This is a genomic window from Pedobacter sp., from assembly GCF_040513095.1.
Lineage (GTDB): Bacteria > Bacteroidota > Bacteroidia > Sphingobacteriales > Sphingobacteriaceae > Pedobacter.
Genome location: NZ_JBEVDX010000173.1, coordinates 17,832 through 41,484 on the forward strand (window position 1 = coordinate 17,832; position 23,653 = coordinate 41,484).

Annotated in this window: 14 protein-coding genes; all 14 read left to right on the forward strand. The window is 42.6% G+C overall.

Annotated elements, in window-relative coordinates; all coding sequences use genetic code 11:
- The first annotated feature begins 59 nt into the window (after nt 1-59).
- The 14 genes from ABWY16_RS19130 (at nt 60) to ABWY16_RS19195 (ending at nt 23,647) form a co-directional block, all read left to right on the forward strand.
- A complete protein-coding gene (locus ABWY16_RS19130) occupies nt 60-644 on the forward strand; it encodes an LOG family protein (protein WP_353906268.1) in 585 nt (194 codons plus the stop codon).
- A gap of 400 nt (nt 645-1,044) precedes the next feature.
- On the forward strand, nt 1,045-2,673 hold the full coding sequence (locus ABWY16_RS19135; protein ID WP_353906269.1) for an acyl-CoA carboxylase subunit beta: 1,629 nt from the start codon (nt 1,045-1,047) through the stop codon (nt 2,671-2,673).
- Nucleotides 2,674-2,693: 20 nt separating this feature from the next.
- Nucleotides 2,694-3,323: a toxin-antitoxin system YwqK family antitoxin gene (locus tag ABWY16_RS19140; RefSeq protein ID WP_353906270.1), complete on the forward strand. Its 630-nt coding sequence runs from the start codon at nt 2,694-2,696 to the stop codon at nt 3,321-3,323.
- Between the two features lie 119 nt (nt 3,324-3,442).
- Nucleotides 3,443-4,411, forward strand: a complete 969-nt coding sequence (gene trxB / locus ABWY16_RS19145) for a thioredoxin-disulfide reductase (protein WP_353906271.1) — start codon at nt 3,443-3,445, stop codon at nt 4,409-4,411.
- Nucleotides 4,412-4,737: 326 nt separating this feature from the next.
- Nucleotides 4,738-5,322, forward strand: coding sequence for an RNA polymerase sigma-70 factor (locus ABWY16_RS19150; protein ID WP_353906272.1), 585 nt, complete (start codon nt 4,738-4,740; stop codon nt 5,320-5,322).
- A gap of 605 nt (nt 5,323-5,927) precedes the next feature.
- Entirely contained in the window at nt 5,928-7,004 is a 1,077-nt protein-coding gene (locus ABWY16_RS19155; RefSeq protein ID WP_353906273.1) for a FecR family protein, read from the forward strand.
- Between the two features lie 177 nt (nt 7,005-7,181).
- Complete coding sequence (locus ABWY16_RS19160) at nt 7,182-10,571, forward strand: SusC/RagA family TonB-linked outer membrane protein (protein WP_353906274.1); 3,390 nt, start codon at nt 7,182-7,184, stop codon at nt 10,569-10,571.
- Nucleotides 10,572-10,577: 6 nt separating this feature from the next.
- Nucleotides 10,578-12,176, forward strand: a complete 1,599-nt coding sequence (locus ABWY16_RS19165) for a SusD/RagB family nutrient-binding outer membrane lipoprotein (protein WP_353906275.1) — start codon at nt 10,578-10,580, stop codon at nt 12,174-12,176.
- Nucleotides 12,177-12,499: 323 nt separating this feature from the next.
- Entirely contained in the window at nt 12,500-13,936 is a 1,437-nt protein-coding gene (locus ABWY16_RS19170; protein WP_353906276.1) for an alpha-L-fucosidase, read from the forward strand.
- Nucleotides 13,937-13,944: 8 nt separating this feature from the next.
- On the forward strand, nt 13,945-16,242 hold the full coding sequence (locus ABWY16_RS19175; protein ID WP_353906277.1) for a GH92 family glycosyl hydrolase: 2,298 nt from the start codon (nt 13,945-13,947) through the stop codon (nt 16,240-16,242).
- A gap of 23 nt (nt 16,243-16,265) precedes the next feature.
- Complete coding sequence (locus tag ABWY16_RS19180) at nt 16,266-18,950, forward strand: glycoside hydrolase family 2 protein (protein ID WP_353906278.1); 2,685 nt, start codon at nt 16,266-16,268, stop codon at nt 18,948-18,950.
- Between the two features lie 22 nt (nt 18,951-18,972).
- Entirely contained in the window at nt 18,973-20,892 is a 1,920-nt protein-coding gene (nagB, locus tag ABWY16_RS19185) for a glucosamine-6-phosphate deaminase (protein ID WP_353906279.1), read from the forward strand.
- Nucleotides 20,893-20,920: 28 nt separating this feature from the next.
- Nucleotides 20,921-22,207, forward strand: a complete 1,287-nt coding sequence (locus tag ABWY16_RS19190) for a sugar MFS transporter (RefSeq protein WP_353906280.1) — start codon at nt 20,921-20,923, stop codon at nt 22,205-22,207.
- A gap of 21 nt (nt 22,208-22,228) precedes the next feature.
- Nucleotides 22,229-23,647 carry a glycoside hydrolase family 125 protein gene (locus tag ABWY16_RS19195; protein ID WP_353906281.1) on the forward strand — a complete coding sequence of 473 codons (1,419 nt, stop codon included), beginning with the start codon at nt 22,229-22,231 and terminating at the stop codon, nt 23,645-23,647.
- Nucleotides 23,648-23,653 lie beyond the last annotated feature (6 nt).

The following is a 23,653-nucleotide window of genomic DNA, read 5'->3' on the forward strand; positions in this document are numbered from 1 at the left end:
TCATGCCACAGGGCACTGAGATGATTTTTTATTTTTAACCTAAATTATCTCTCTACAGAATGAAATCAATATGTGTGTATTGCGGGGCCAACTTTAATGGTGATCCAATTTTACTGAAGGCAGTAGAAGAACTTGCAGCAGCCTTTGCTGATCAGAATATCCGTTTAATTTATGGGGGTGGCAGCGTAGGCGTAATGGGAATTATCGCTGATGCCGTATTGAAAAACAACGGGCTGGTAACCGGCGTGATCCCACAGTTCCTGCTCGACCTGGAAGTGGGCCATATGGAGGTGACCGAGCTGATCGTTACTGCGAATATGCATGAGCGCAAACAGAAAATGGCTGATCTTGCAGATGGCTTTATCATCCTGCCCGGCGGTTTCGGAACACTCGAAGAATTTTTCGAAGTACTGACCTGGCTGCAGCTGGGCCTGCACAATAAAGCTATAGGTGTCTTGAATGTGAATGGTTTCTATGACCATCTTTTTGCCCAGATGGATGTAATGGTAGAGCAGCGTATGCTCAAACCAAACAACAGGGCGCTTGTTATCAACTCAGATCAGCCATTAGATTTGCTGGAAAAGATGAAAGCTTTTACAGCGGTACCTGATCCTGTTTGGTTTAAAGACCGTGATCTGATTTAAATTCGCCCTTCAAAGCCGCTTTATCCACGAATTGGTCGTATACTGCTCGTATTTGGTCATTGTTAAAACTATAGTCTGACTAAACTTAAACTATACTTCAACTATACCATGTCTACCCCATGTCAACTACAACTCAACCGCTAGTCGACCTAAAGGGTAGACATGCGGTTGAGTTGCGGTCTGGTTGGGGTTCATCTGGGGTAGACATGGTATAGTCCGAGTATAGACTGGATATAGTTGAACACTAGTTCCAACACGACCAGGGTACGAACAAAGTACGGCTGAAACATTGAAAACAAAGCTTAAACAATGCGTGTACAACGTACAATAAGCCCTTTTAGTCCAGCGAAATTTATATTTCATTCGCTCTAATTTGAGAGATTACTTTTATCTTGCCTTTATGGATATCGAATTCAATAAAAACGAAGACGTCAATAAACAGCTGGTATACGAGGTTAAAACCCGGCTGAAAACTATATATAAAGGTGGTGGGGAGAAGAGTGCAGCTAAGCAAAAAGAAAAAGGTAAAATGCTGGCGAGGGAGAGGGTTGCTTACCTGATAGACGAAGGTACAGAATTGATGGAAGTCGGAGCCTTTGCTGCTGAAGGAATGTATGCAGAACAAGGGGGCTGCCCTGCAGCGGGAGTGGTCTGTGGTATTGGTTATGTTTCAGGCCGGCAGTGTATGATCGTTGCCAACGATGCAACTGTTAAAGCCGGCGCCTGGTTCCCGATGACGGCCAAGAAAAACCTTCGCGCGCAGGAAATTGCAATGGAAAACCGGTTGCCGGTGATCTACCTGGTTGACAGCGCAGGCGTATATCTGCCGATGCAGGATGAAATTTTTCCGGATAAGGAACATTTCGGCAGGATGTTCAGAAACAATGCAATCATGTCTGCTGATGGTATTGTACAGATTTCTGCGATCATGGGTTCATGTGTTGCCGGTGGCGCATATCTGCCTATTATGAGTGATGAAGCAATGATTGTTGAAGGCACCGGTTCCGTATTTCTTGCAGGATCTTACCTCGTGAAATCGGCAATCGGGGAGGAAGTCGATAATGAGACCCTTGGCGGTGCAGCAACACATAGTGAAATATCAGGCGTTACGGACTATAAACATCCAAATGACCGGGCATGCCTGGATAGCATACGGAATATCATGAGTATGCTGGGGCAGCCCGAAAATGCCGGTTTCAGCAGGATCAAATCTGCGGCACCCAAACTGGACCCGCAGGAGATTTATGGTCTGCTTCCGGAAAGCCGGGAAAAGCAATACGACATGCATGAAATTATTTACCGGCTGACAGATGGATCTGAATTTGAAGAATATAAAAAGGAATACGGGCAAAGCATCATTTGTGGCCTGGGAAGAATTGACGGCTGGGCAGTTGGTATTGTTGCCAACCAGCGGAAGGTTGTAAAGTCTAAAAAGGGAGAAATGCAGTTTGGCGGAGTCATCTATTCCGACAGTGCAGATAAAGCAGCCCGGTTCATTATGAACTGTAACCAGAAAAAAATCCCGCTGGTGTTTCTGCAGGATGTGACAGGTTTTATGGTTGGCAGCAGATCTGAACATGGTGGTATCATCAAAGATGGCGCGAAGATGGTAAATGCTGTTGCAAACTCAGTGGTTCCGAAATTCACTATTGTGATCGGGAATTCCTATGGTGCCGGCAATTACGCCATGTGTGGTAAAGCCTATGACCCAAGATTGATTTATGCCTGGCCAACGGCTAAAATAGCCGTCATGGGCGGCGCTCAGGCAGCAAAAACATTGCTTCAGATTCAGGCAGCTGCACTGAAAGACAGGGCTGAAGAAATCACTCCCGCAAAGGAGGCAGAATTGTTAAAACAGATCACTGAGAGATACGATAGCCAGACCAGTCCATATTATGCGGCGTCCAGGTTATGGGTAGATGGAATTATTGATCCGCTGGAAACACGAAAGGTGATTTCTATGGGAATAGAAGCAGCTAATCAGTCGCCAATAAAAAGACAATTCAATGTCGGAATTATCCAGACCTAGTAGCTAAATTTGATGTAGATATGAGGAGATTAATCTTTTGTTTACTGCTGCTTGCAGGCGGTATAAATAATGCATACAGTCAGGTTAAAACGATTTTACTGGATGCGCGTGACCGTATTGTGGCAGACTCTGCGCTGGCGATTAATTACGCTGTATTTGGCAAAGTGGAAGGAGATACCGTTTATACCTTCAAAAAGTTTGATTTTGATGGCGTATTACTCACTTCCGGTACCTTTAAAGACGATAGTTTACAGGTGCCTCACGGTCAGTTTGTATATTATGACTGGATCACACCGGATAATAACTATACCAACTTAGGTTATGAGATCAATGGTAAAGCCAGATATGTGGTACTGACCGGTAGATATATAAATGGACTGCGTTTTGGAAAATGGCTCAGTTTTTATGCAGATGGAAAAGTTAAACAGATGGCCAACTATAGCCAGGGAAAATTAAACGGATTATACCAATCGTACGACAACAATGGAAAGGTGCAGATCTCCGGTGTATATGTCAGTGATAAAAAGAACGGCCCATGGATCTTAAGGGGCGGGAAGCAGGAAGATGAGTATGCTGACGATAAACTGATCTCTTCGCTGACAGGTAAGAAGCTGCGGGACAAACAGGCAGAGCGCAAAAATGTCAATTAAGGGGGTTAACGTTTTGCGCATCTCATATTAAAGCTTAATTTTGTATATCAATTAACGCCGGTAAATTTTACGCATCTTTCAAATGCAAACATCGCCGGAGTTATCATAGAAAATAAATTATGGACACTACTCAAGAAATAGAACACGTTCAATGCCTTATTATTGGTTCGGGCCCTGCGGGATACACTGCGGCAATTTATGCTGCAAGAGCAGATCTCAAACCAGTATTATATACCGGTATGGAAGCTGGGGGACAACTGACACAGACAACTGATGTCGATAATTTTCCGGGATATCCCAACGGAGTAATGGGACCTGAAATGATGGAGGATTTCCGCAAACAGGCAGAGCGGTTCGGAACTGATATCCGTTTTGGTTATGTAAGTTCAGTAGATTTCTCTTCAATGCCACACAAAGTGGTTGTGGATGAGATCAAAACGATTACTGCTGATACTGTGATTATCTCTACAGGTGCTACAGCTAAATGGCTGGGTTTACCGAGTGAATCCCACTACAACGGTTTCGGCGTTTCGGCATGTGCTGTTTGTGATGGTTTCTTTTTCAGGGGACAGGATGTAGCGATCGTTGGTGCCGGAGATACTGCTGCTGAAGAGGCAACATACCTTGCCAAATTATGTAAAAAAGTATATATGCTTGTTCGCCGCGACGAATTCAGAGCTTCCAAAGCAATGGTGAACCGCGTACTGAATACACCAAATATAGAAGTGATCTATAATTCTGAAGCCAAAGAAGTACTGGGTAATGGTAAAAACGTAACTGGCCTGAGAATTCACAATAACCAGACTGGCCTCGAGTCGGATCTTGAAGTTGAAGGTTTCTTTGTAGCCATTGGTCATAAACCGAATACAGATATGTTTAAAGGATGGCTGGAAATGGATGATACCGGTTATTTAAAAACTATTCCGGGGACTACAAAAACCAATATTGAAGGTGTTTTTGCCTGTGGTGATGTGCAGGATCACTATTACCGCCAGGCTATTACTGCTGCAGGTTCAGGATGTATGGCAGCACTGGATGCCGAGCGTTACCTTGCAGCAAAAGAAGACGAGGTAAAAGTACTATCTTAAATGATCGAACGTTTTAACCATTAATAAGTAATAAATGAATTGGGCCTGCTGGTTTGCACTCGCAGGCCCAATTCATTTAATATAGTTTACTGACAGTCATGCATATTTATTTTGCGTTTTAACTGGTTATTATTGCTTAATTCTGTTTGAAATATTGAGAAAGTTATGTCTTTGAATTGTTAGAAGGCCATATTGCATGCTTACTCTGCAATATTACGGTCAATTCACCGACACATTTTACGTAAACTCCGGAGAAGGTTGATTTTATAGTATAAAAATCATAAATTCAGTTTACAAAGTTGATAAAACGATTTAACATACCTATTTTGATAGAAAAAGGACTTGATGTAAAGAAACTATGGATGAAAATAGCTTGTGATAATGATCACAAGTCATTTGAACAGTTCTTTCTTATCTACAATACCCGGCTGATAAAATTCTGTGAGCTGTATGTTAATAAAAAAGAAATAGCAGAAGAAATCGTAGCTGACGTATTTGTAAATTTCTGGAACCAACGCATGAAGATGCTCGGGGTAGAAAATCTCGAAACCTACATTTTTATCTCGGTGAAAAACCGGTCACTCAATCATCTCAGAAAAAACGCTGCCGTGCAGCTGGTTCAGATTGAAGATAGCCATAGTGAAATTGTAGCCTACAGCAATCCTGAAGCAGAGATTGAAAGAAAGGAGTTGTTCTTTAAACTCGATCAGGCTATTGATACCCTTCCGCAACAATGTAAAATTATCTTCCAGCTTGTAAAAGAAGATGGAATGAAGTACAAAGAGGTTGCTGAGATCCTGAATATTTCACATAAAACAGTGCAGACACAGATATTGAGGGCAATGAAGAAACTTAGTGTGGAGATGAGTCCTTATCTTACCGTCAAGAATTTCTTTTCGAAATTTGTATAATGTCTGTATAAGTATTGTATATATATAGCAATGCACATTGTATATAGTAGTCAAATTTTAAAATCGCATAGTTTCTAAGATCCTCCGGCTTCGCTGAATAAGATAGTTACATCTTTATCTGAGGATTATCTGCAGCGCGGTGGATTGTAAATTCCCCTGGATTATCTTTTCAAAAAAATAAGCTATATGGTGCCGGGGCATTCTCGTGCCCTTCAGCAGCAGGCAGCCCCGGCAACATATAGCTTATTTTAACAGATGCAGATTCCCTTTCTTTTTATAGCAACTGATATATAAAATAAGATATTCACCAGCATTTTTATATAAAAAATGTTAAAATCACATAACCGGACTATATTTTCTCTTTTTTCAAATATAATTCCGTTCGAAAAACTAGTTTTTTTCTGGTTTTTACAAGTTTACTAATGTAAACCGCCTTATAAAAAATGCTTTTTTAGTTGAATTGGCCTTGTGTGAAGATTTTTAATACTCAAAATCATGCTAAGTGTTCAAAATACACTAACCTTACCAATTTTATTTTACTTTCCTGTAAGCATTTTATAAAAGTTCCGTGTCTATATAGGTGAACGCTCTTAAAAGGATACTGAATGGAAAAAGATAGGTTTATTGAGTTGCTTACCAAAGATCTGACTGGAGAAATCACAGTGGATGAGAAGCGCGAATTAATCTACTTACGTGGGGAGCCTTTTTATGACCGTAAAGAAGAGGATCTGTTGAGAGCTTACTGGTCTAACAGCCATAAGGTGGAATATGACAGCACTTCGCTCTTTAAACGAATTCAGCAAAAAATAGAGAAGGGTGAAACTGGTGAGGAAGACTTTCCGGAGCATGCGGATAATAAAGATAATATAGAGGATGAAATATCCGCTACGCCATTATTGGACTGGATGTCCAAATCAGCAGCAGGCTTATTGATCCTCTGCTGTACTTTTTTTGTATACCATAGTTTTCTGACCTATAGAAAAGAACTTATTATTAAAGAGACACCAAAGGGAGTCCGCTCTGTATTTACATTAACAGACGGAACAGAGATCAGGCTTAATGCCGACAGCAGGTTAGAATATCCGTCTCACTTTTCTGATTCTACCAGAGAGGTGTTTTTGATTGGAGAAGCTTTTTTTGATGTGAGCAAGGACGCGGCTCACCCTTTTATAATACATACCAAGGATATGGACATTAAAGTACTGGGCACAACTTTTAATGTAAAAGCTTACTCCAATGAAAGCCTTACCGAAACCACTTTGCTCAATGGTGCAATCACTGTTACCCTGAACAATCCATCAAAGAAACAGATCTATTTAAAACCCTCACAAAAACTTGTGTTCAGAAATCCTCGTAGTGATAAGAGGAGGGGAGCCCTGAACAGTACAGATATTGATACTTCCATGAGACAGCTGACCTATTTTGAGCCTGATCATGCTACCATTATAGAAACCTCCTGGACAAATAATAAACTGACTTTCAAAAATGAAGATTTCTCAACGTTAGCCAGAAGTATGGAAAGATGGTATAACGTAGATATCAGCTTCGACAACGAGAACCCAAAACAACTGAGATTTACCGGCATCATAGAAAAAGAGAATATAGGGGAAGCGCTTAAAGCTCTCCAGCTCACAGAAAAGTTTAATTACACCATAAATGATTCTGCAATCAGAATTTTCTAATCAAAGCACAACTATTATAAACAAAATAAAAAACAACTAACCCAGATCATATGAGAGAGATTTCCACGTAAGCAATGACATGCGGGAGTATTCCATTCCCAAATCGAGCAAAAAACCAATTGTCTATTTTTTAACTTCCAGACGGAAGCTTGAATTATCACGCTAACAATAACTAGTATGAAATTTTTATCGCGCTTAAAACGCGCAGTACCAAAAAATGCGCCAGCAAAATCAATGGCCATAATTAAAGTTACATGCGGACTGCTGCTTACACTTAATCTAAGTGCAGTTGCCGGTGTATACTCACAAAAGAGAATCTCTGTAAAAGTGACCTCTGCAGAATTTACTGATGTACTTGCACAGATTGAAGCCAAATCAGGGTACAGGTTCATGTTCAGTAACCGTAAAATCCCAGCAGGAAAAACTATCAGTATAGATGTTACTGACAAAGATGTTCCTTTCATTTTAAATGAAACCCTTAAAAATACCGGCTTTACATTCAATATGCTGGCAAATAACCTGATCGTAATTGTTCCGGTTGGAGAAAAAGCAGCTGATATCGTTGTAAAAGGTAAAATCACTGACGAAACAGGTTTACCGGTAATTGGTGCTTCTGTTCAGGTTAAAGGTGGTAAAGGTGGTGCTACTACAAATGCTGAAGGTTTGTTCTCTTTAAGCGTACCCGATAATGCAGTCCTTGTAGTATCTTATATAGGTTATGCATCACAGGAAATTCCTGTTAATGGCAGAACTACAATTAACGTAAGTATCAAACCAAATGCAAACGACCTGAATGAGGTTGTTGTAACTGCTTTAGGTATCACCAAAGACCAGAAAACATTAGGTTACTCTGTAACTAAAGTTGGCGGCGAAACTATGGATAAAGCAAGGGAATCAAACATTGCCAACTCATTGAGCGGCCGCGTGGCAGGTTTAAGTGTAGGGGGTACAAGTGGTGGTCCTGGTGCTTCTGCAAGGTTGAATATCCGTGGTGCTACTTCATTTACTGGTAGTACTACTCCTTTGATCGTTATCGACGGTGTGCCGATCGACAACTCCCAAAGAGGAACAGGTGCAGGCCAGTATGGCGGATCTGACGGTGGTGATGGTTTTTCCAACATCAACCCGGATGACGTAGAAAGCATGACCGTTCTGAAAGGATCAACTGCTTCTGCATTATATGGTGCCAGAGCTGCAAATGGTGTAATCAACATTACTACTAAATCAGGTAAAAAAGGCAGAGTACAAATTGAATACAATGCCAACTTACAATTTGATAAAGCAGTAGATAACTCTGACTACCAATACGAATATGGTCAGGGACAGCAAGGTGCAAGACCAACAAACCAAAATTCTGCTATCAGCTCTGGCCTGTATTCATGGGGAGAGAAATTAGACGGCGCGCAAACTATTGCTGCTGATGGTCAGCTTCACCCATATTCAGCCGTAACCGATAATGTTAGTACTTTCTACCGTACTGCCCCAAGTTTCACTAACAGTGTTTCTATAGCAGGTGGTGGCGAAAAAGGAACTTACCGTTTTTCTGCAGCTAATCTGGATGCAAAATCGGTGTTGCCTAACAGTGGCCTGGTAAGAAAAACTTTCAACTTCAGTACTAATCAGCAGCTGACAGACAAGTTATCTTTTAACCTGGTTGCCAACTATATCGATCAGCAGGACAAAAACAAAGCTTATTTGAGTGATTCACCATTAAACGCTAACTATGCTGTTCAATTCCTGCCTACAAGTTTAGATGTAACAACTTTGGCTCCGGGATACAATACAGTAACCGGTGCGGAGATGAGCTGGAATGATAACTCATACGTGACTAATCCTTATTTTGTAACCAGCCAGCTGGTAAATGATAACTCCCGTAAACGTTTTATTGCGGTATCATCTGCCAAATATGCTTTCACAAGCTACCTGTCTTTACAGGCACGTTTAGGTTATGACCTTACTAATGACCGTTCTCTTTCGGTAACTCCTTATGGAACAGCTTACTCTAACAGTGGTTTAGGTCAGTTAAATGGTCTTTCACAGGCGCAGAGAACAGAGATGAACACTGACGTATTGTTAAGTTTCAACAAAGAAGTTGTAAAGGATTTTAATGTTAGTGCAAGTGCCGGAGGAAACTACCGTAAAGCAACTTATGAACAAACAGGTTCAAGTGGTAACAGTTTCATTATTCCATATCTGTACACACCTTCTAACCTTAGAACGAGAAACGTTAATTACGATTATAACGCAAGAGAAACGCAGTCTGCATATTATACTGCCGATTTCACTTATAAAAACTTATTAACGCTGAGTACTACCGGCCGTTACGATCAGTTCTCTACACTGCCAGTTAATCAAAACAGTATCTTTACCCCATCAGTATCAACCAGCTTTGTTTTCTCACAGCTGACAAATTGGGAGCCGTTAAGTTTTGGTAAATTACGTGCGTCATATGCTAAAACCAGCGGTGAGCCGGCACAAGCTTATTTGACCCAGCAATATTACACTATCGGAAATTCGATCAACGGTACAACTGCAGCAAGCTTCAGCAATATTTTGCCGAATGCAAACCTGAAGCCATACTCATTGTCAGAAATTGAGTTTGGTACAGAATTGAAATTCCTGAACAACAGGATTGGTGTTGATGCTGCATTCTTCAGAAGAAAAACTGAGGGTGAAGTAGTTCAGGCAACAACTTCTGTAGCTTCAGGATTTGAGTCGAGATATGTGAATCTGGGATCGACAAAAAATACAGGTATTGAGGTGATGTTAAGCGGTACACCGGTTAAAACTGATGATTTCAGCTGGAATTCAAGCTTCAACTTTACCAATGTTAAGACAGAAGTATTGAGCATTGACGGCGGTACAAACGCCCCGTTAAACACTGGTACTTACAGACCTGGTGATGCATATATCGGAGTTGTTCAAGGTTACGGTGTAGCTCAGATCATGGCTTACGATTATAAATATGATGCCAATGGAAACATTGTAATTGGTGCCAATGGTATTCCGCTGCGTGGTGATCTTAAACCACAGGGATCTGGTCTTCCAAAAATTTATGGTGGTTTCAATAACGATTTCCAATACAAAAACTGGAACCTGGGCTTCCTGATTGATTATAGATTCGGTAACAAAATCCTTTCGGCAACTGAATTCTACTCTTATACTTATGGATTAAACAAAGCTACTTTGCCAGGTCGTGATGGTGGTGTTGTTGCTCAGGGTGTAAAAGAAGATGGCTCAGTAAATACTACAAATGTAGGCGCTCAGAACTATTACACCGGCTTAATGCAGAATGTGAATAGTCTTGCAGTGTTAGACGGTAGCTTTATCAAATTCCGTCAGGCTACATTGGGTTACACGTTTAAACAAAACATGCTTGGTAAACTTCCATTCTCTTCTATAAGCGTTAACCTTGTAGCACGTAACTTATTCACAATCATGAAACATACTGATAATATTGATCCTGAGAATACTTTCTCTTCACAAGTTGCCCTTGCAGGTGTTGAAGGCGGAGCATTGCCTTTCACAAGAACTTATGGTTTCAATGTTAACTTCAAATTTAAATAGACAGCTATGAAAAAAATATTAACATACCTGGCTTTTTCTGCGGTAGTAATTACCTCGTCTTGTTCTAAAGAAGATCTTGGCGAAACAAATACTGACCCGAAAGCTGGTACAATTACAAATACAGATCCAAATTTCCTGCTTACCTCCGGTGAGCTTGGATACGCAAATACCGGTTATACCCAGTTACTATATCAATCTATGGCAATCCAGGGTCTGGCAAGTACTTTAGGTTACTACGGAAACGGTGATAAATATGTAAATACAAGCGGTACTATCGGCTACCAGGCAAGGATCTGGAATGAAGGTTACACTGCATTAAGTAAACTGGACCAGGCCATTAAAGTTGGTACTGCTCAGGATGCAAGTAAATTCAGAAATGTAATCCAGGTGGCGAAAATCAATCAGATTTTCTTGTTCCAAAGGATTGCTGATGCTTACGGTGCAGTTCCTTTTTCTGAAGCATTAATGGCTCAGGCAGGAAACGTTACTCCTAAGTACGATTCTCAACAGGCTATCTATACAGCATTGCTAACTAACCTGCAGGCTGCTATTACTGCCCTTGATCCGGCAGCAGGAACGGTTACTGGTGATACTTATTTCTCCGGTGATGTTGCAAAATGGAGAAAAGCCGGTTATTCATTGATGCTGAGATTAGCTATGCGTTTAACTAAAGTTGATCCTGCTACAGCAAAAACCTGGGCAGAGAGAGCTTACACAGGTGGTGTAATGGCCAGCAATGCTGACAATATGATTTTCAAAACTGATGGTAACTTCGACGATACAAGAAATGCAAGTACTGGTGCGCTACTGGTAACTGACGATTTCCAGCAGGTTAGATGGAGCCAGACTTTCATCAACTTCCTGAAAGCATCTAATGATCCACGTATCAGTGCTATCGCAGAAATTTCTGCTCCGGGTGCGGTAAACAACAAAAACAGCACCCTAGTAGGTGACAATACTGCTGCTGTTCAGGTTGGTATGCCAAATGGCTATGATCTTGGTGAAGGGGCTACCAATATCGCACGTGCTGCGGGATATCCGGGCGCTTCAGGTACAGGTAGTGATGTAGCTGCCCTGGGTAATTATTCAAGACCAAGGGTTGCTGTGTTTATTCAACAAAACGCACCAATCATCACGCTTTCGTATGCTGAAACTGAATACCTGCTTGCTGAAGCTGCTTTCCGCGGCTGGGCAGTAGGTGCAAATGCCGCTACGCATTACGCGAGTGCATTAACTGCTTCATTAACAGGATTGGCACAAATCAATACTGCTGCAACGATTGCTGACGGTACTGCTGCTGCCTTTGCAGCTGCTCATCCTTTGGTTGCCGGTCAGGAATTAAAAATGATCAACGAACAATACTGGGCTAATGAAAATGCTACTTTTAGCTTTATCGAAAGCTGGTCTAACTGGAGAAGATCTGGTTTCCCTGTACTTACTCCGGTAAACTATACAGGTAACGTAACTAACGGTACAATTCCAAGAAGGATGATCTATCCTCAAACAGAGAGAACTGCTAACGGCACCAACTATCTTGCTGCTGTTGCAACTTTAACTGGCGGCGACTTCCTTACCTCAAGGGTTTGGTGGGACGTAGCTAACTAATAAATAGAAAGAACTCCTGCCGTTGTGCAATTATTTTGATGAAAATTCAAATAATAGTATTTCGGTAGGAGTTGTTTCTTTTTTTTTTAAGATATTACAGGCTTATTTGCACCGGACCACTATTTAACGTAAAATAAGCTGTCAAAATGAGATATTTTAAGGCTTCTTAACAGGTTCCTTAACGCTCATGGGAAAAATCAGCAGGAACTGCTAGTTTCATCAAGCTAAAAAATAAGTAATGAAACCTGCATAAGATTACAACTTATAATAAATCTGAACAATCTTATGCAAGCTTCATGACCATTGAAAAACGATATATTCAGATGAAAAAAATGAATTGGGTAGTTGTATGTTTAATACTGCTATCTGTAAAAGTACAGGCCCAGAATGGCGTACACCAACAATCTACGATTTATGAGTGGCCCAAAGATCAGGCGGTAAAAACAAAATTAGATCAGTGGCAGGACCAGAAGTTCGGAATGCTCATCCATTGGGGACTATATGCTGTCCCCGGAATTATAGAATCCTGGGAACTTTGCAATGAAAGCTGGATCGAGCGTCCAGATAGTACAGTAGCTTATGAAGACTACAAAAAGTGGTACTGGGGACTCAGCAAAGAGTTTAACCCGGTAAAATTTAACCCAGACCAATGGGCAAAAGCAGGTAAAGATGCTGGTATGAAATATATGATCTTTACCACCAAACATCACGATGGCTTCTCGATGTTTGACACCAAACAATCCGACTTCAATATTGCCTCCGGCCCCTTCGCCAATAATCCCAAAGCTGATGTAGCTAAATATGTTTTCGATGCATTCAGAAAACAGGGTTTTATGATCGGCGCCTATTTCTCCAAACCGGACTGGCATTCTCAATATTTCTGGTGGTCTAAATACGCGACCCCAGACCGCAACACAAATTACGATATCAGAAAGTACCCATGGAGATGGAATCAGTTTAAAACTTTTGCCTATAACCAGATCGGCGAACTGATGCATAACTATGGTTCTATAGACATTCTCTGGCTGGACGGAGGATGGGTGCGTCCGCTCGAAACCGTCAACGATGAGGTGAGAAGCTGGGGTGCTGCTATTCCTGAATGGGACCAGCAGATCGACATGCCTAAGATTGCCACAATGGCAAGAGAGGCGCAGCCTGGTCTTTTGATGGTAGACAGAACGGTACATGGCCCTTACGAAAACTATCAGACTCCGGAACAAACCATTCCCAAAACACAACAGGACCATCCATGGGAAAGCTGCCTGACACTCGGCAACGCCTGGGGCTTTGTGAAAAACGACCAGTACAAAACACCAAACCAGGTGATCAGCTCGCTGGTAGAGGTGGTTGCAAAAGGAGGCAGTTTACTGCTTGGAGTTGGACCACGACCTGACGGGACATTCCCAGAGGTTGCTACACAGCGTCTCGTAGAGATAGGCAAATGGATGAAAGCCAATGGCAAAGCTATTTACGGCACAAGGATTACTCCTGATTATCACCAGGGAAATACCTGGTTTACCGAGAGCAAAAATAAGCTGACCAAAAACGCTATTTACACCTTCAAGGAAAAGCTTCCTGCAACTACAATTGAATGGAATGGCAATGCACCGAAAAAAGGTGGCAAAATGGTCCTGCTCAATACCAATCAACCGGTGAAATGGGAGCTGAGCGGCACAACAGTCAAAGTTCATCTTCCGGAATCAATAAAAAATAATACTACTGTTTACGGTGCACTGGCATTTTCATACCCTGCACAATAATTATAATTATGTTTAAAATGACACTTCAGCGCTTTCATCTTCCTGTAAAAAGTTTGATGCTTGGCGGTACACTGATCCTGGCAGCTATCAGCGGTCAGGCATTGGCACAGACTAAATCTTCTGTGCAACTGACTAAATATGTTGATCCTTTTATCGGAACAGGCGGCCATGGCCACGTCTTTGTAGGTGCAGACGTACCTTTTGGTGCAGTGCAGCTTGGAATAAGGAATCTGTCTACGGGCTGGGACTGGTGTTCAGGTTACCATTACAGTGATTCTACCATCACTGGAATTTCCCATACACACCTCAGTGGTACAGGTATTGGTGATCTGGGAGACATCTCTGTCATGCCAGTAACCGGTGATGTGAAAATGACTGAAGGTAAAGCCGGCGACCTGCAAAGTGGTTTTACTTCTTTGTTCTCTCACAAAGATGAAACCGCTAAGCCAGGATATTATAGTGTAATGCTTAAACGATATAGCATTAAAGCTGAGCTGACTGCCAGCAAGAGAGTAGGCTTTCACAAATATACTTTTCCTGCCGGACAGCAGCCTAAGATTATCATCAACCTGAAACAGGGTATAGGATGGGATGCACCAGTGGAAACTTTCATCCGTCAGGAAAATGATACTACAATATCCGGTTACCGTTCTTCCAAAGGCTGGGCAGCAGACCAGCGGATTTATTTTACTGCTGTATTTTCAAGACCGATCAAAAAATTCTCTGTATCTGACAGCACTGTTACCAAAGCCGGTACCGAACTGAAGGCGCAAGGGGTATTAGGTCTGGCTGTTTTTGATGCAAAAGACAGCAGCCCGATCCAGTTGAAGGTTGCAATCTCGCCAGTAAGCGTAGAAAATGCGAAACTGAATATGAAAACTGAAATTCCGGGCTGGAACTTCGCCGCTCAGGTGGCCAAAGCTGATGCAGAATGGAATAAGGAACTGAGCAGGGTAGTCATCAAGAGTGATGATCCTAAACAAATGAAAATCTTTTATACCGCTTTATACCACACCATGATCGCTCCTTCATTGTTCAATGATGTGAACGGTGACTATATGGGTACGGATAAAAAAGTTTATAAAAATGCCCCTTTCACCAATTATACAACATTCTCTTTATGGGATACCTACAGGGCTGCAATGCCTTTGCTAACGCTGATCAACAGTGAAAAAGCAGGGGATATGGTAAACACCTGGCTGGCAATTTACCAGCAGCAGGGCAGGTTACCGGTATGGCATTTGATGGGCAACGAAACTGATTGTATGGTGGGCAATCCAGGGATGATCACGGTGGCAGATGCTTACCTCAAAGGCATCAAAGGATTTGATAAAGACCTTGCTTATGAAGCACTGAAAGCTACAGGTATGAGAAAAGAACGCGGACTTAACCTGTTGCAGCAACATGGTTTTATTCCTGCTGACAGCACTGTAGAGTCTGTTGCAATGGGACTGGAGTATGCGGTTGCCGACTGGGGTGTAGCACAAGTAGCTAAAAACCGTGGCAATAAAGCGGATTATGACTACTGGATCAAACGCGGAAAAAGCTACCAGAACTATTTTGATAAAGAGAGCCGTTTCATGAGAGGCCGCTTTGAAAACAATACCTGGAGAACTCCTTTCAACCCTTTTCAGGCAATCCACCGTCAGGATGATTATACTGAAGGAAATGCATGGCAATACCTTTGGCTGGTACCGCAGGACGTGGAAGGCCTGATCGGTTTGCTGGGCGGACAGAAACCTTTTACTGCTAAACTGGATTCCCTGTTTGCGGCAAAAGGTGATATGGGTGCTTCTTCATCTCCGGACATCAGCGGACTGATTGGTCAGTATGCACATGGAAACGAGCCAAGTCATCATATTACTTATATGTATGCCTATGTAGGCCAACCCTATAAAACTGCCGATAAAGTAAGATACATCATGGAGAATCTTTACCATGATGAACAGGATGGATTAAGCGGTAACGAAGATGTAGGTCAGATGTCTGCCTGGTACATCTTCTCCTCACTGGGATTTTATCCTGAGAATCCTTCAAACGGAATGTACGTATTCGGCAGCCCGGTTGTCAATGAAGCCACGATGAAAGTAGGATATGGTAAAACATTCAACCTTTCTGTAAAAAACAACAGTAAAACAAATAAATATATCCAGTCAATTACACTGAACGGAAAACCTTATACAAAAAGCTACATCCTGCACAGCGAGCTGGTTAAAGGTGGAGCAATGACAATTACTATGGGCGCTAAACCTTCTGCAACGTGGGGTATAAAACAGGCGGACAGACCATATTCAGTAACACAATAACTCAATACTATATACAATTTATAATGTTTAAGAAAATTAAATCCCTAAAATACCTGTGTACATTGCTTGTAGTGCTGACAACAGCAGGACAGCTTTTTGCCCAGGATCAGTATGAACTTAATTCCGGATGGCTGTGTTCGCCAGCTACCCAGGTAAAAGCTCAGGGAACTGATATATCAACGAGTGATTTTTCTACTTCAGGCTGGAAAAAGGCGGTTGTGCCAGGAACGGTACTGACCACAATGCTGGTTAACAAAGAAGTACCGGATCCATATTTCGGGATGAATAATAACCTTATTCCCGATGTGTATAAAGTTGGAAGAGACTATTATACCTATTGGTTTGTAAAGGATTTCAAAGAAGCTGTACCTGCTGCTGATGGCCAGGTATGGTTAAAATTCAGAGGGATCAACTACAGCTGTGATATCTTTCTGAATGGAAAAAAGGTAAATGCCGCTCCATTCAAAGGAATGTACCTGAGAAAATCATTCAATATAACCAAACTGCTTTCCAAAACAGGAAGCAACAGATTGGCCGTAATTGTACATCCACCGGATGTAGTAGGTAACCCGAATGGCGGTCAGGGTGGTGATGGTACCATCGCCCGTGGGGTAGGTTCGCAGTATACAGCTGGCTGGGACTGGATCCGTCCGATCAGGGACAGAAATACTGGTATCTGGGATAAAGTTTTTATCGAAAGAACAGGTAGTGTGAGCCTTGATAACCCGCATGTGGTTACTCTTGTTCCCGGCAAAAGAAAAGCTGACGGAACACAGGAGCCTGCAATTATTAAAGTTTCTGCCGAACTGAAAAATTCAACGGCGAAAGAAGTAAGCGGAAACCTAGTGTATGTGATTGACGGTAAAAAGGTAATGCAAAGTGTATTGCTAAAAGCCAATGCTGCTGCGGAAATTAAAATGCCAGACCTGGTGTTTAAAAATCCGAAATTATGGTGGCCTGCAGGATACGGTAAACAGGATTTGTATGACCTTAAAATCAGTTTCCAGGAAAAAGGTACACTGGTTACTGACAGTGAGTCGGTAAGCGTAGGTATCAGGGAAATTCAAACAGAATGGAACAGCATTACCAGCAGTAAACAAATCAGCGTAAACGGTCAGAAAATTTTTATTAAAGGTGGCGACTGGATCATGTCTGACGCGATGCTGCGCTTAACCAAGGAAAGATATGATGCTGAAATCAGGTACCACCGTGATATGAACCTCAACCTGATCAGGATCTGGGGCGGTTCACTGGTAGAGCGACCTGAGTTTTTTGAAGCTTGTGATAAATACGGAATGCTGGTATTCCAGGATTTCTGGATGTCTGGCGACGCAAACGGACGCTGGCTGGATCCGATGAAATCTGAAGATCAGTGGACACGCAGGAAATATCCTGATGACCACAACCTGTTTCTGGAATGTGCCGCTGATGCAATCAAGATGATCAGAAACTATCCTTCGCTGGCAGTATGGTGCGGCGGAAATGAGATCACACCACCGGAAGATATCCTGATTCCTTTAAGGGACAAGCTGCTTCCGGAACTGGATGGTACCCGTTGGTTTGTAGATTATTCAAACTCAGACGATATGTCAAGGAATACACTTGGTGGTAATGGGGACGGACCTTATGGCATTCAGAAAATTTCCACCTTCTGGAACACAAGAACATGGCCGTTCAACTCCGAAGTAGGTTCTGTAGGTGTAGGCGATCTGGAATCACTGGAGCGTATCCTGCCAAAGTCAAGCCTGGTAGCGCCGCAGTTTATTCCTGCAGACAAACGCCAGCCGGGAGGCCCTTCAGAGAAAGCAGATTCTGTATGGGATTACCACAATTACCTGGGTGTAGGTTATGAAGACCATATCCTGCCTTACGGTAAACCAACGAGCATCGGCGATTTCGCCTTAAAAGCACAGCTGGTGAACTATGACCAGTACCGAGGTTTAATGGAAGGTTTCAGCTCACATATGTGGGACTGGTATACGGGTGTGATCATCTGGAAAACACAAAACCCATGGACATCGATGCGTGGCCAGATGTATGATTACTACCTTGATCCCAATGCCTGTTTATTCGGCCTGCGCTCAGGAAGTGAATCACTGCACTCTATGTATAACCAGGAAGATGGAATGGTGTATGTAGTAAACAATGGCTTTGAGGCTAAACGCAGCATGATGCTGGTGATCAAATCTTTTGATATGGAGGGTAAGGAAACGATGATCACGCAGGTGTTCACTTTCATGGACCCTTCCAGCTACAAGAAAATCGGATCATTCAAAAAAATGATCGATCAGCTGTCTGCAAAAAAAGGGTCTTTCCTTTCCATGCAGTTGCTTGATGAAGATAAAAAAGTATTGAGTGATAACCTATACTGGCTCGCCGATGAAAAAGGGATGTATTCTGGTTTGAATGAACTGAAAGCTTCGCCACTTAAAACTACGGCAAAACAATTGAAAAACGGAAAGATCGAAGTAACTTTAACCAATGCTGCTAACGGCCCGGTAAATTTCTTCAACCGTATCTCCCTTGTAGATTCAAAAACGAAGAAAAGAATATTGCCAGTATTTTATGATGATAACTATTTCTCGGTTCTTCCGGGAGCAGAAAAAAAGGTTATTATTGACTATACTCCTGAAAAAGGAGCCGCTATGCCAACGCTGACTTTAACAAACTACGCTGGTAATGAACAAACAATCCAAATAAATCCATAGATAACCTAATACTCAAATAAACATGTCCAGATTAAATTTATTGGAAGAGACCCGATACGAAAAGTTGCCAGTTACCGTATACAGTGATGAACAAACTGCAAGCGTTGATGTAGCAAAAAGGATCGCTTCACTCATTATTTCAAAACAGGAAAAAGGTGAACAGGCTGTATTGGGTCTGGCAACCGGTGCTACTCCTGTAAAAGTTTATAAAGAACTTATCCGTCTTCACAAGGAAGAAGGGCTGAGTTTTGCAAATGTGGTTACTTTCAATCTGGATGAATACTATCCTATGAAACCTGATGCAGACCAGAGTTATGTCCGTTTCATGAATGAAAACCTTTTCAACCACATTGATATCGCTGCTGAAAACATCAACATTCCGAATGGTGAGCTGGCAAGGGAAGATATCGAGGACTTCTGTTTAAAGTATGAACAAAAGATCAGTGGATTTGGCGGTATTGACCTGCAGCTGCTGGGTATTGGCAGAACAGGACACATCGGTTTCAATGAGCCGGGTTCTGCACCGAACTCAGGAACACGTCTGGTTACACTGGATGACCTGACAAGAAGAGATGCCTCACGTGATTTCGGAGGGGTGGCAAATGTACCTACCAAAGCAATCACTATGGGTATTGGTACCATCTTCAAAGCCAAAGAAATTATCCTGATGGCATGGAACGAGAAAAAAGCTTCGATTGTGAAAAAAGCAGTTGAAGGTGAATTGTCTTCTGATGTACCGGCAACTTTCTTACAGCTTTCTCCTAATGTGGAATTTATTCTTGACGGGGACGCAGCCGTTTCATTGACACGTTTTGATACACCATGGCTGGTTAAAGACTGCCAGTGGAATGATGCTACAGTCACCAAAGCAGTAATCTGGCTGGCTAAAGAGCTGAACAAACCAATCCTGAAACTAACTGAAGATAACTATAACAACCACGGGATGGCGCAGCTGGCAACAGAACGCGGCCCGGTATACAATATCAACATTCAGATCTTTAATAAGTTACAGCATACGATTACCGGATGGCCGGGTGGTAAACCCAATGCAGATGACAGCCAGCGTCCGGAACGTGCACAGCCTGCACAAAAACGTGTGGTTATTTTCTCACCACACCCTGATGACGATGTGATCTCAATGGGTGGTACTTTCATCCGCCTTGCAGACCAGGGGCATGAGGTGCATGTGGCTTACCAGACTTCAGGTAACACTGCGGTTTGGGATGATGATGTACTGAGGTTCATGGAATTCAATATAGATTTTGCCGAATCAAGAGCGGAAGGTGCTTCTGAACTGCGCGCTACCTATAACGAAATGCGTGACTTTATCAGCAAAAAACTGCCGAATCAAACAGATCCAGAAGAGATCCGCACAGTTAAAAAACTGATCAGAAAAGGGGAAGCTATTGCAGGTGCGAGGTTTGCAGGATTAACTGACGACCGTATACACTTCCAGGACCTTCCTTTCTATGACAGGGGTAAATTCCAGAAAAACGTGAGTTATGAGGATGATATCGTGCAGACAATGGAACTTTTACAGCAGGTAAAACCACAGCAGATCTTTGCTGCAGGTGACTTTGCAGACCCGCATGGTACGCATAAAGTGTGTTTCAATATTATCGTTGAAGCCATGATCAGGTTGCGTGCAACAGAAAGCTGGACAGAAGACTGCTGGTTGTGGATGTACAGAGGTGCATGGCATGAGTTTGAAACCCACGAAATTGAAATGGCCGTTCCGCTTTCTCCACAAGAGGTAGAAAGAAAAAGACTGGCGATCTTCAAACACCAGTCGCAAAAAGACCTTCCTGTCTTCCCTGGAGACGACTCCAGAGAATTCTGGGTAAGGGCAGAAGCACGTACGCAGGAAACTGCCAAAGCTTATGATCAGCTCGGTCTGGCAGAATACGAAGCAATGGAAGCTTTCGTAAAATGGAAATTCTAGTTTAACCTCATTCTTTATAATCATTTAAATGACTACAACAGTAAAAAAAGGAATCCAGCCCATATTTATCATTGGTGCGCTGTTCTTTGTATTTGGATTTGTAACCTGGTTAAATTCGGTGTTGATCCCGTATTTAAGGCTTGCATGTGAGCTCAACAACTTTGAGTCTTACCTGGTTGCTTTCGCTTTTTATATCAGTTACCTGGTGATGGCGATTCCTTCGGCCAGTGTGCTGAACAAGACCGGATTCAAAAACGGAATGGCTTTAGGGCTGGTAGTGATGGGTGTTGGTGCATTGATCTTTATCCCTGCAGCGCTGACACGTACTTATGCACTCTTCCTTTTGGGACTGTTCGTTCAGGGTACGGGACTTGCATTGTTACAAACCGCTTCTAACCCTTATATCACCATTCTGGGCCCGGCAGACAGTGCCGCCAAAAGAATAAGTGTGATGGGGATCTGTAATAAAGTAGCGGGTGCAATCGCGCCGATTATTTTAGGTGCCATAGCACTGAAAGATGCAGACGGTTTTCATGCACGCCTTGCCCAGATGAGCCCGGCAGCAAAGATTGCTGAACTGAACCTTTTGGCTTCGAGAGTGATCCTGCCTTATGCAGTAATCATCGTGGTATTGGTTATACTGGCAGTATTGATCTATTTTTCTACGCTTCCGGAAGTTGATGCGGATAAAGAAGATGAAGAAGTATCTATTGCTACAGCAGGTAAAACCAGTGTATTTCAATTTCCTCACCTGTTATTGGGTGTACTTACCATGTTCCTTTATGTAGGGGTAGAGGTAATGGCGGGTGATACTGTAATCAGTTATGGTGCCTACCAGGGAGTTCCTTTAGCTACAGCTAAGTTCTTTACTTCGTTTACCCTGCTCGGAATGATCCTCGGGTACCTGGTTGGTATTGTTTGTATCCCAAAATACCTGAGCCAGGAAAATGCGATGAAGTGGTTTGCAGCCTTGGGTGTGGTATTAACCCTTGTGGCCATTTTCACTACAAGTTATGTATCTGTGCTGTTTATCGCATTGTTAGGTTTCGCCAACTCAATGGTATATCCTGCGATATGGCCGCTGGCTTTAAACGGAGTGGGCAGATTTACCAAGATGGCATCTTCCCTGTTGATTATGGGTATTGCCGGAGGAGCAGTAATTCCTTTGTGTTATGGTGCCTTAGCAGACATTGTTAACCCGCAGCAGGCATACTGGATTATGGTTCCTTGTTACATATACATTTTTTATTATGCTACCACAGGATGCAAAGTTGGAAAAAGTGTTCCGGCCTTGAAGAGCCAGCCTGTTATATAATCAGAAAAAAACCAAATACAGATGAATAGAAAAGACTTTATTACCAACACCGGCCTGCTTACTGCAGGGCTCCTTCTGAGTAAGGACCTGAGTGCTTTTGAACTGGCATATCCCAATGTTAGGGTACCGGTGAACAAAAGAAGATTCAGCAGCCCTGCTGTAGAAAAAGCAATAAAAAAATTCCAGAAGAATGTTACAGATCCGGAATTGAGCTGGTTGTTTAATAATTGCCTTCCAAATACGCTTGATACAACGGTTACCTATACTACTGCCAATGGAAGACCTGATACATATGTGATCACGGGAGATATTGACGCCATGTGGCTGAGGGACAGTTCTGCACAGGTATGGCCATACCTTTCTTTTATGAAGGAAGATACAAAGCTGAAGGACCTGATTGCAGGTGTGATTAACCGTCAGACTATTTATGTATTGAAAGATCCTTATGCCAATGCTTTTTACCATACTGGTGAGCAGAAAAGTGAGTGGCAGAGTGATCATACAAAGATGCAGCCTGGTGTACATGAGCGCAAATGGGAAATCGATTCGCTGTGTTATACCATGCGTCTGGCTTACAACTACTGGAAGCTGACATCAGATACAGCTCCATTTGATGCTGAGTGGAAAAAAGCAATACAGCTTATCGTTAAAACGTTCAAGGAGCAACAGCGCAAAACAGGTCTGGGACCTTATACTTTCCAGCGTGAAACTGCAAAACCAACTGATAGTTTACCTATGGCTGGTTACGGTTTTCCGGTAAAACCTGTGGGCCTGATCTGCTCGATGTTCAGACCGAGTGATGACGCAACGGTTTTTCCATTTCTGGTGCCATCAAACCTGTTTGCTGTAGTGAGTTTAAGACAAATTGCTGAGCTGGTAACGGCAGTACATAAGGACGCTGCATTAGCCGCAGAACTGACTGCTCTGGCACTGGAGGTAGAAACCGCTATTCAAAAATATGCTATCGTTGAACATCCCGTTTACGGTAAAATGTACGCATTTGAAGTAGATGGTTTTGGTAACGTAAACCTGATGGATGATGCCAATGTACCAAGTCTGCTGGCCCTGCCATACCTGAACGCGGTAAAAGCTACAGATCCTGTTTATCAGAACACGCGTAAATTTGCGCTGTCTGAGCATAACCCATACTTCTACAAAGGTGTGGAAAGCGAAGGAATCGGTGGTCCCCATGTAGAACAGCAGGACATGATCTGGCCACTGAGCATTATCGCCAGGGGATTAACAAGTTCTGACGATGCAGAAATTAAACAGTGTATCGCATGGCTGAAAAAGAGCCACGCCGGCACAGGGTTTATGCATGAATCCTATAAAAAAGATCATCCGGAAACTTTTACCAGGGCATGGTTTGCATGGACGAATACAATCTTTGGTGAATTTCTCTGGGAAGTTTACCAGGAACGTCCGCACCTGCTGATTTAAACCCAA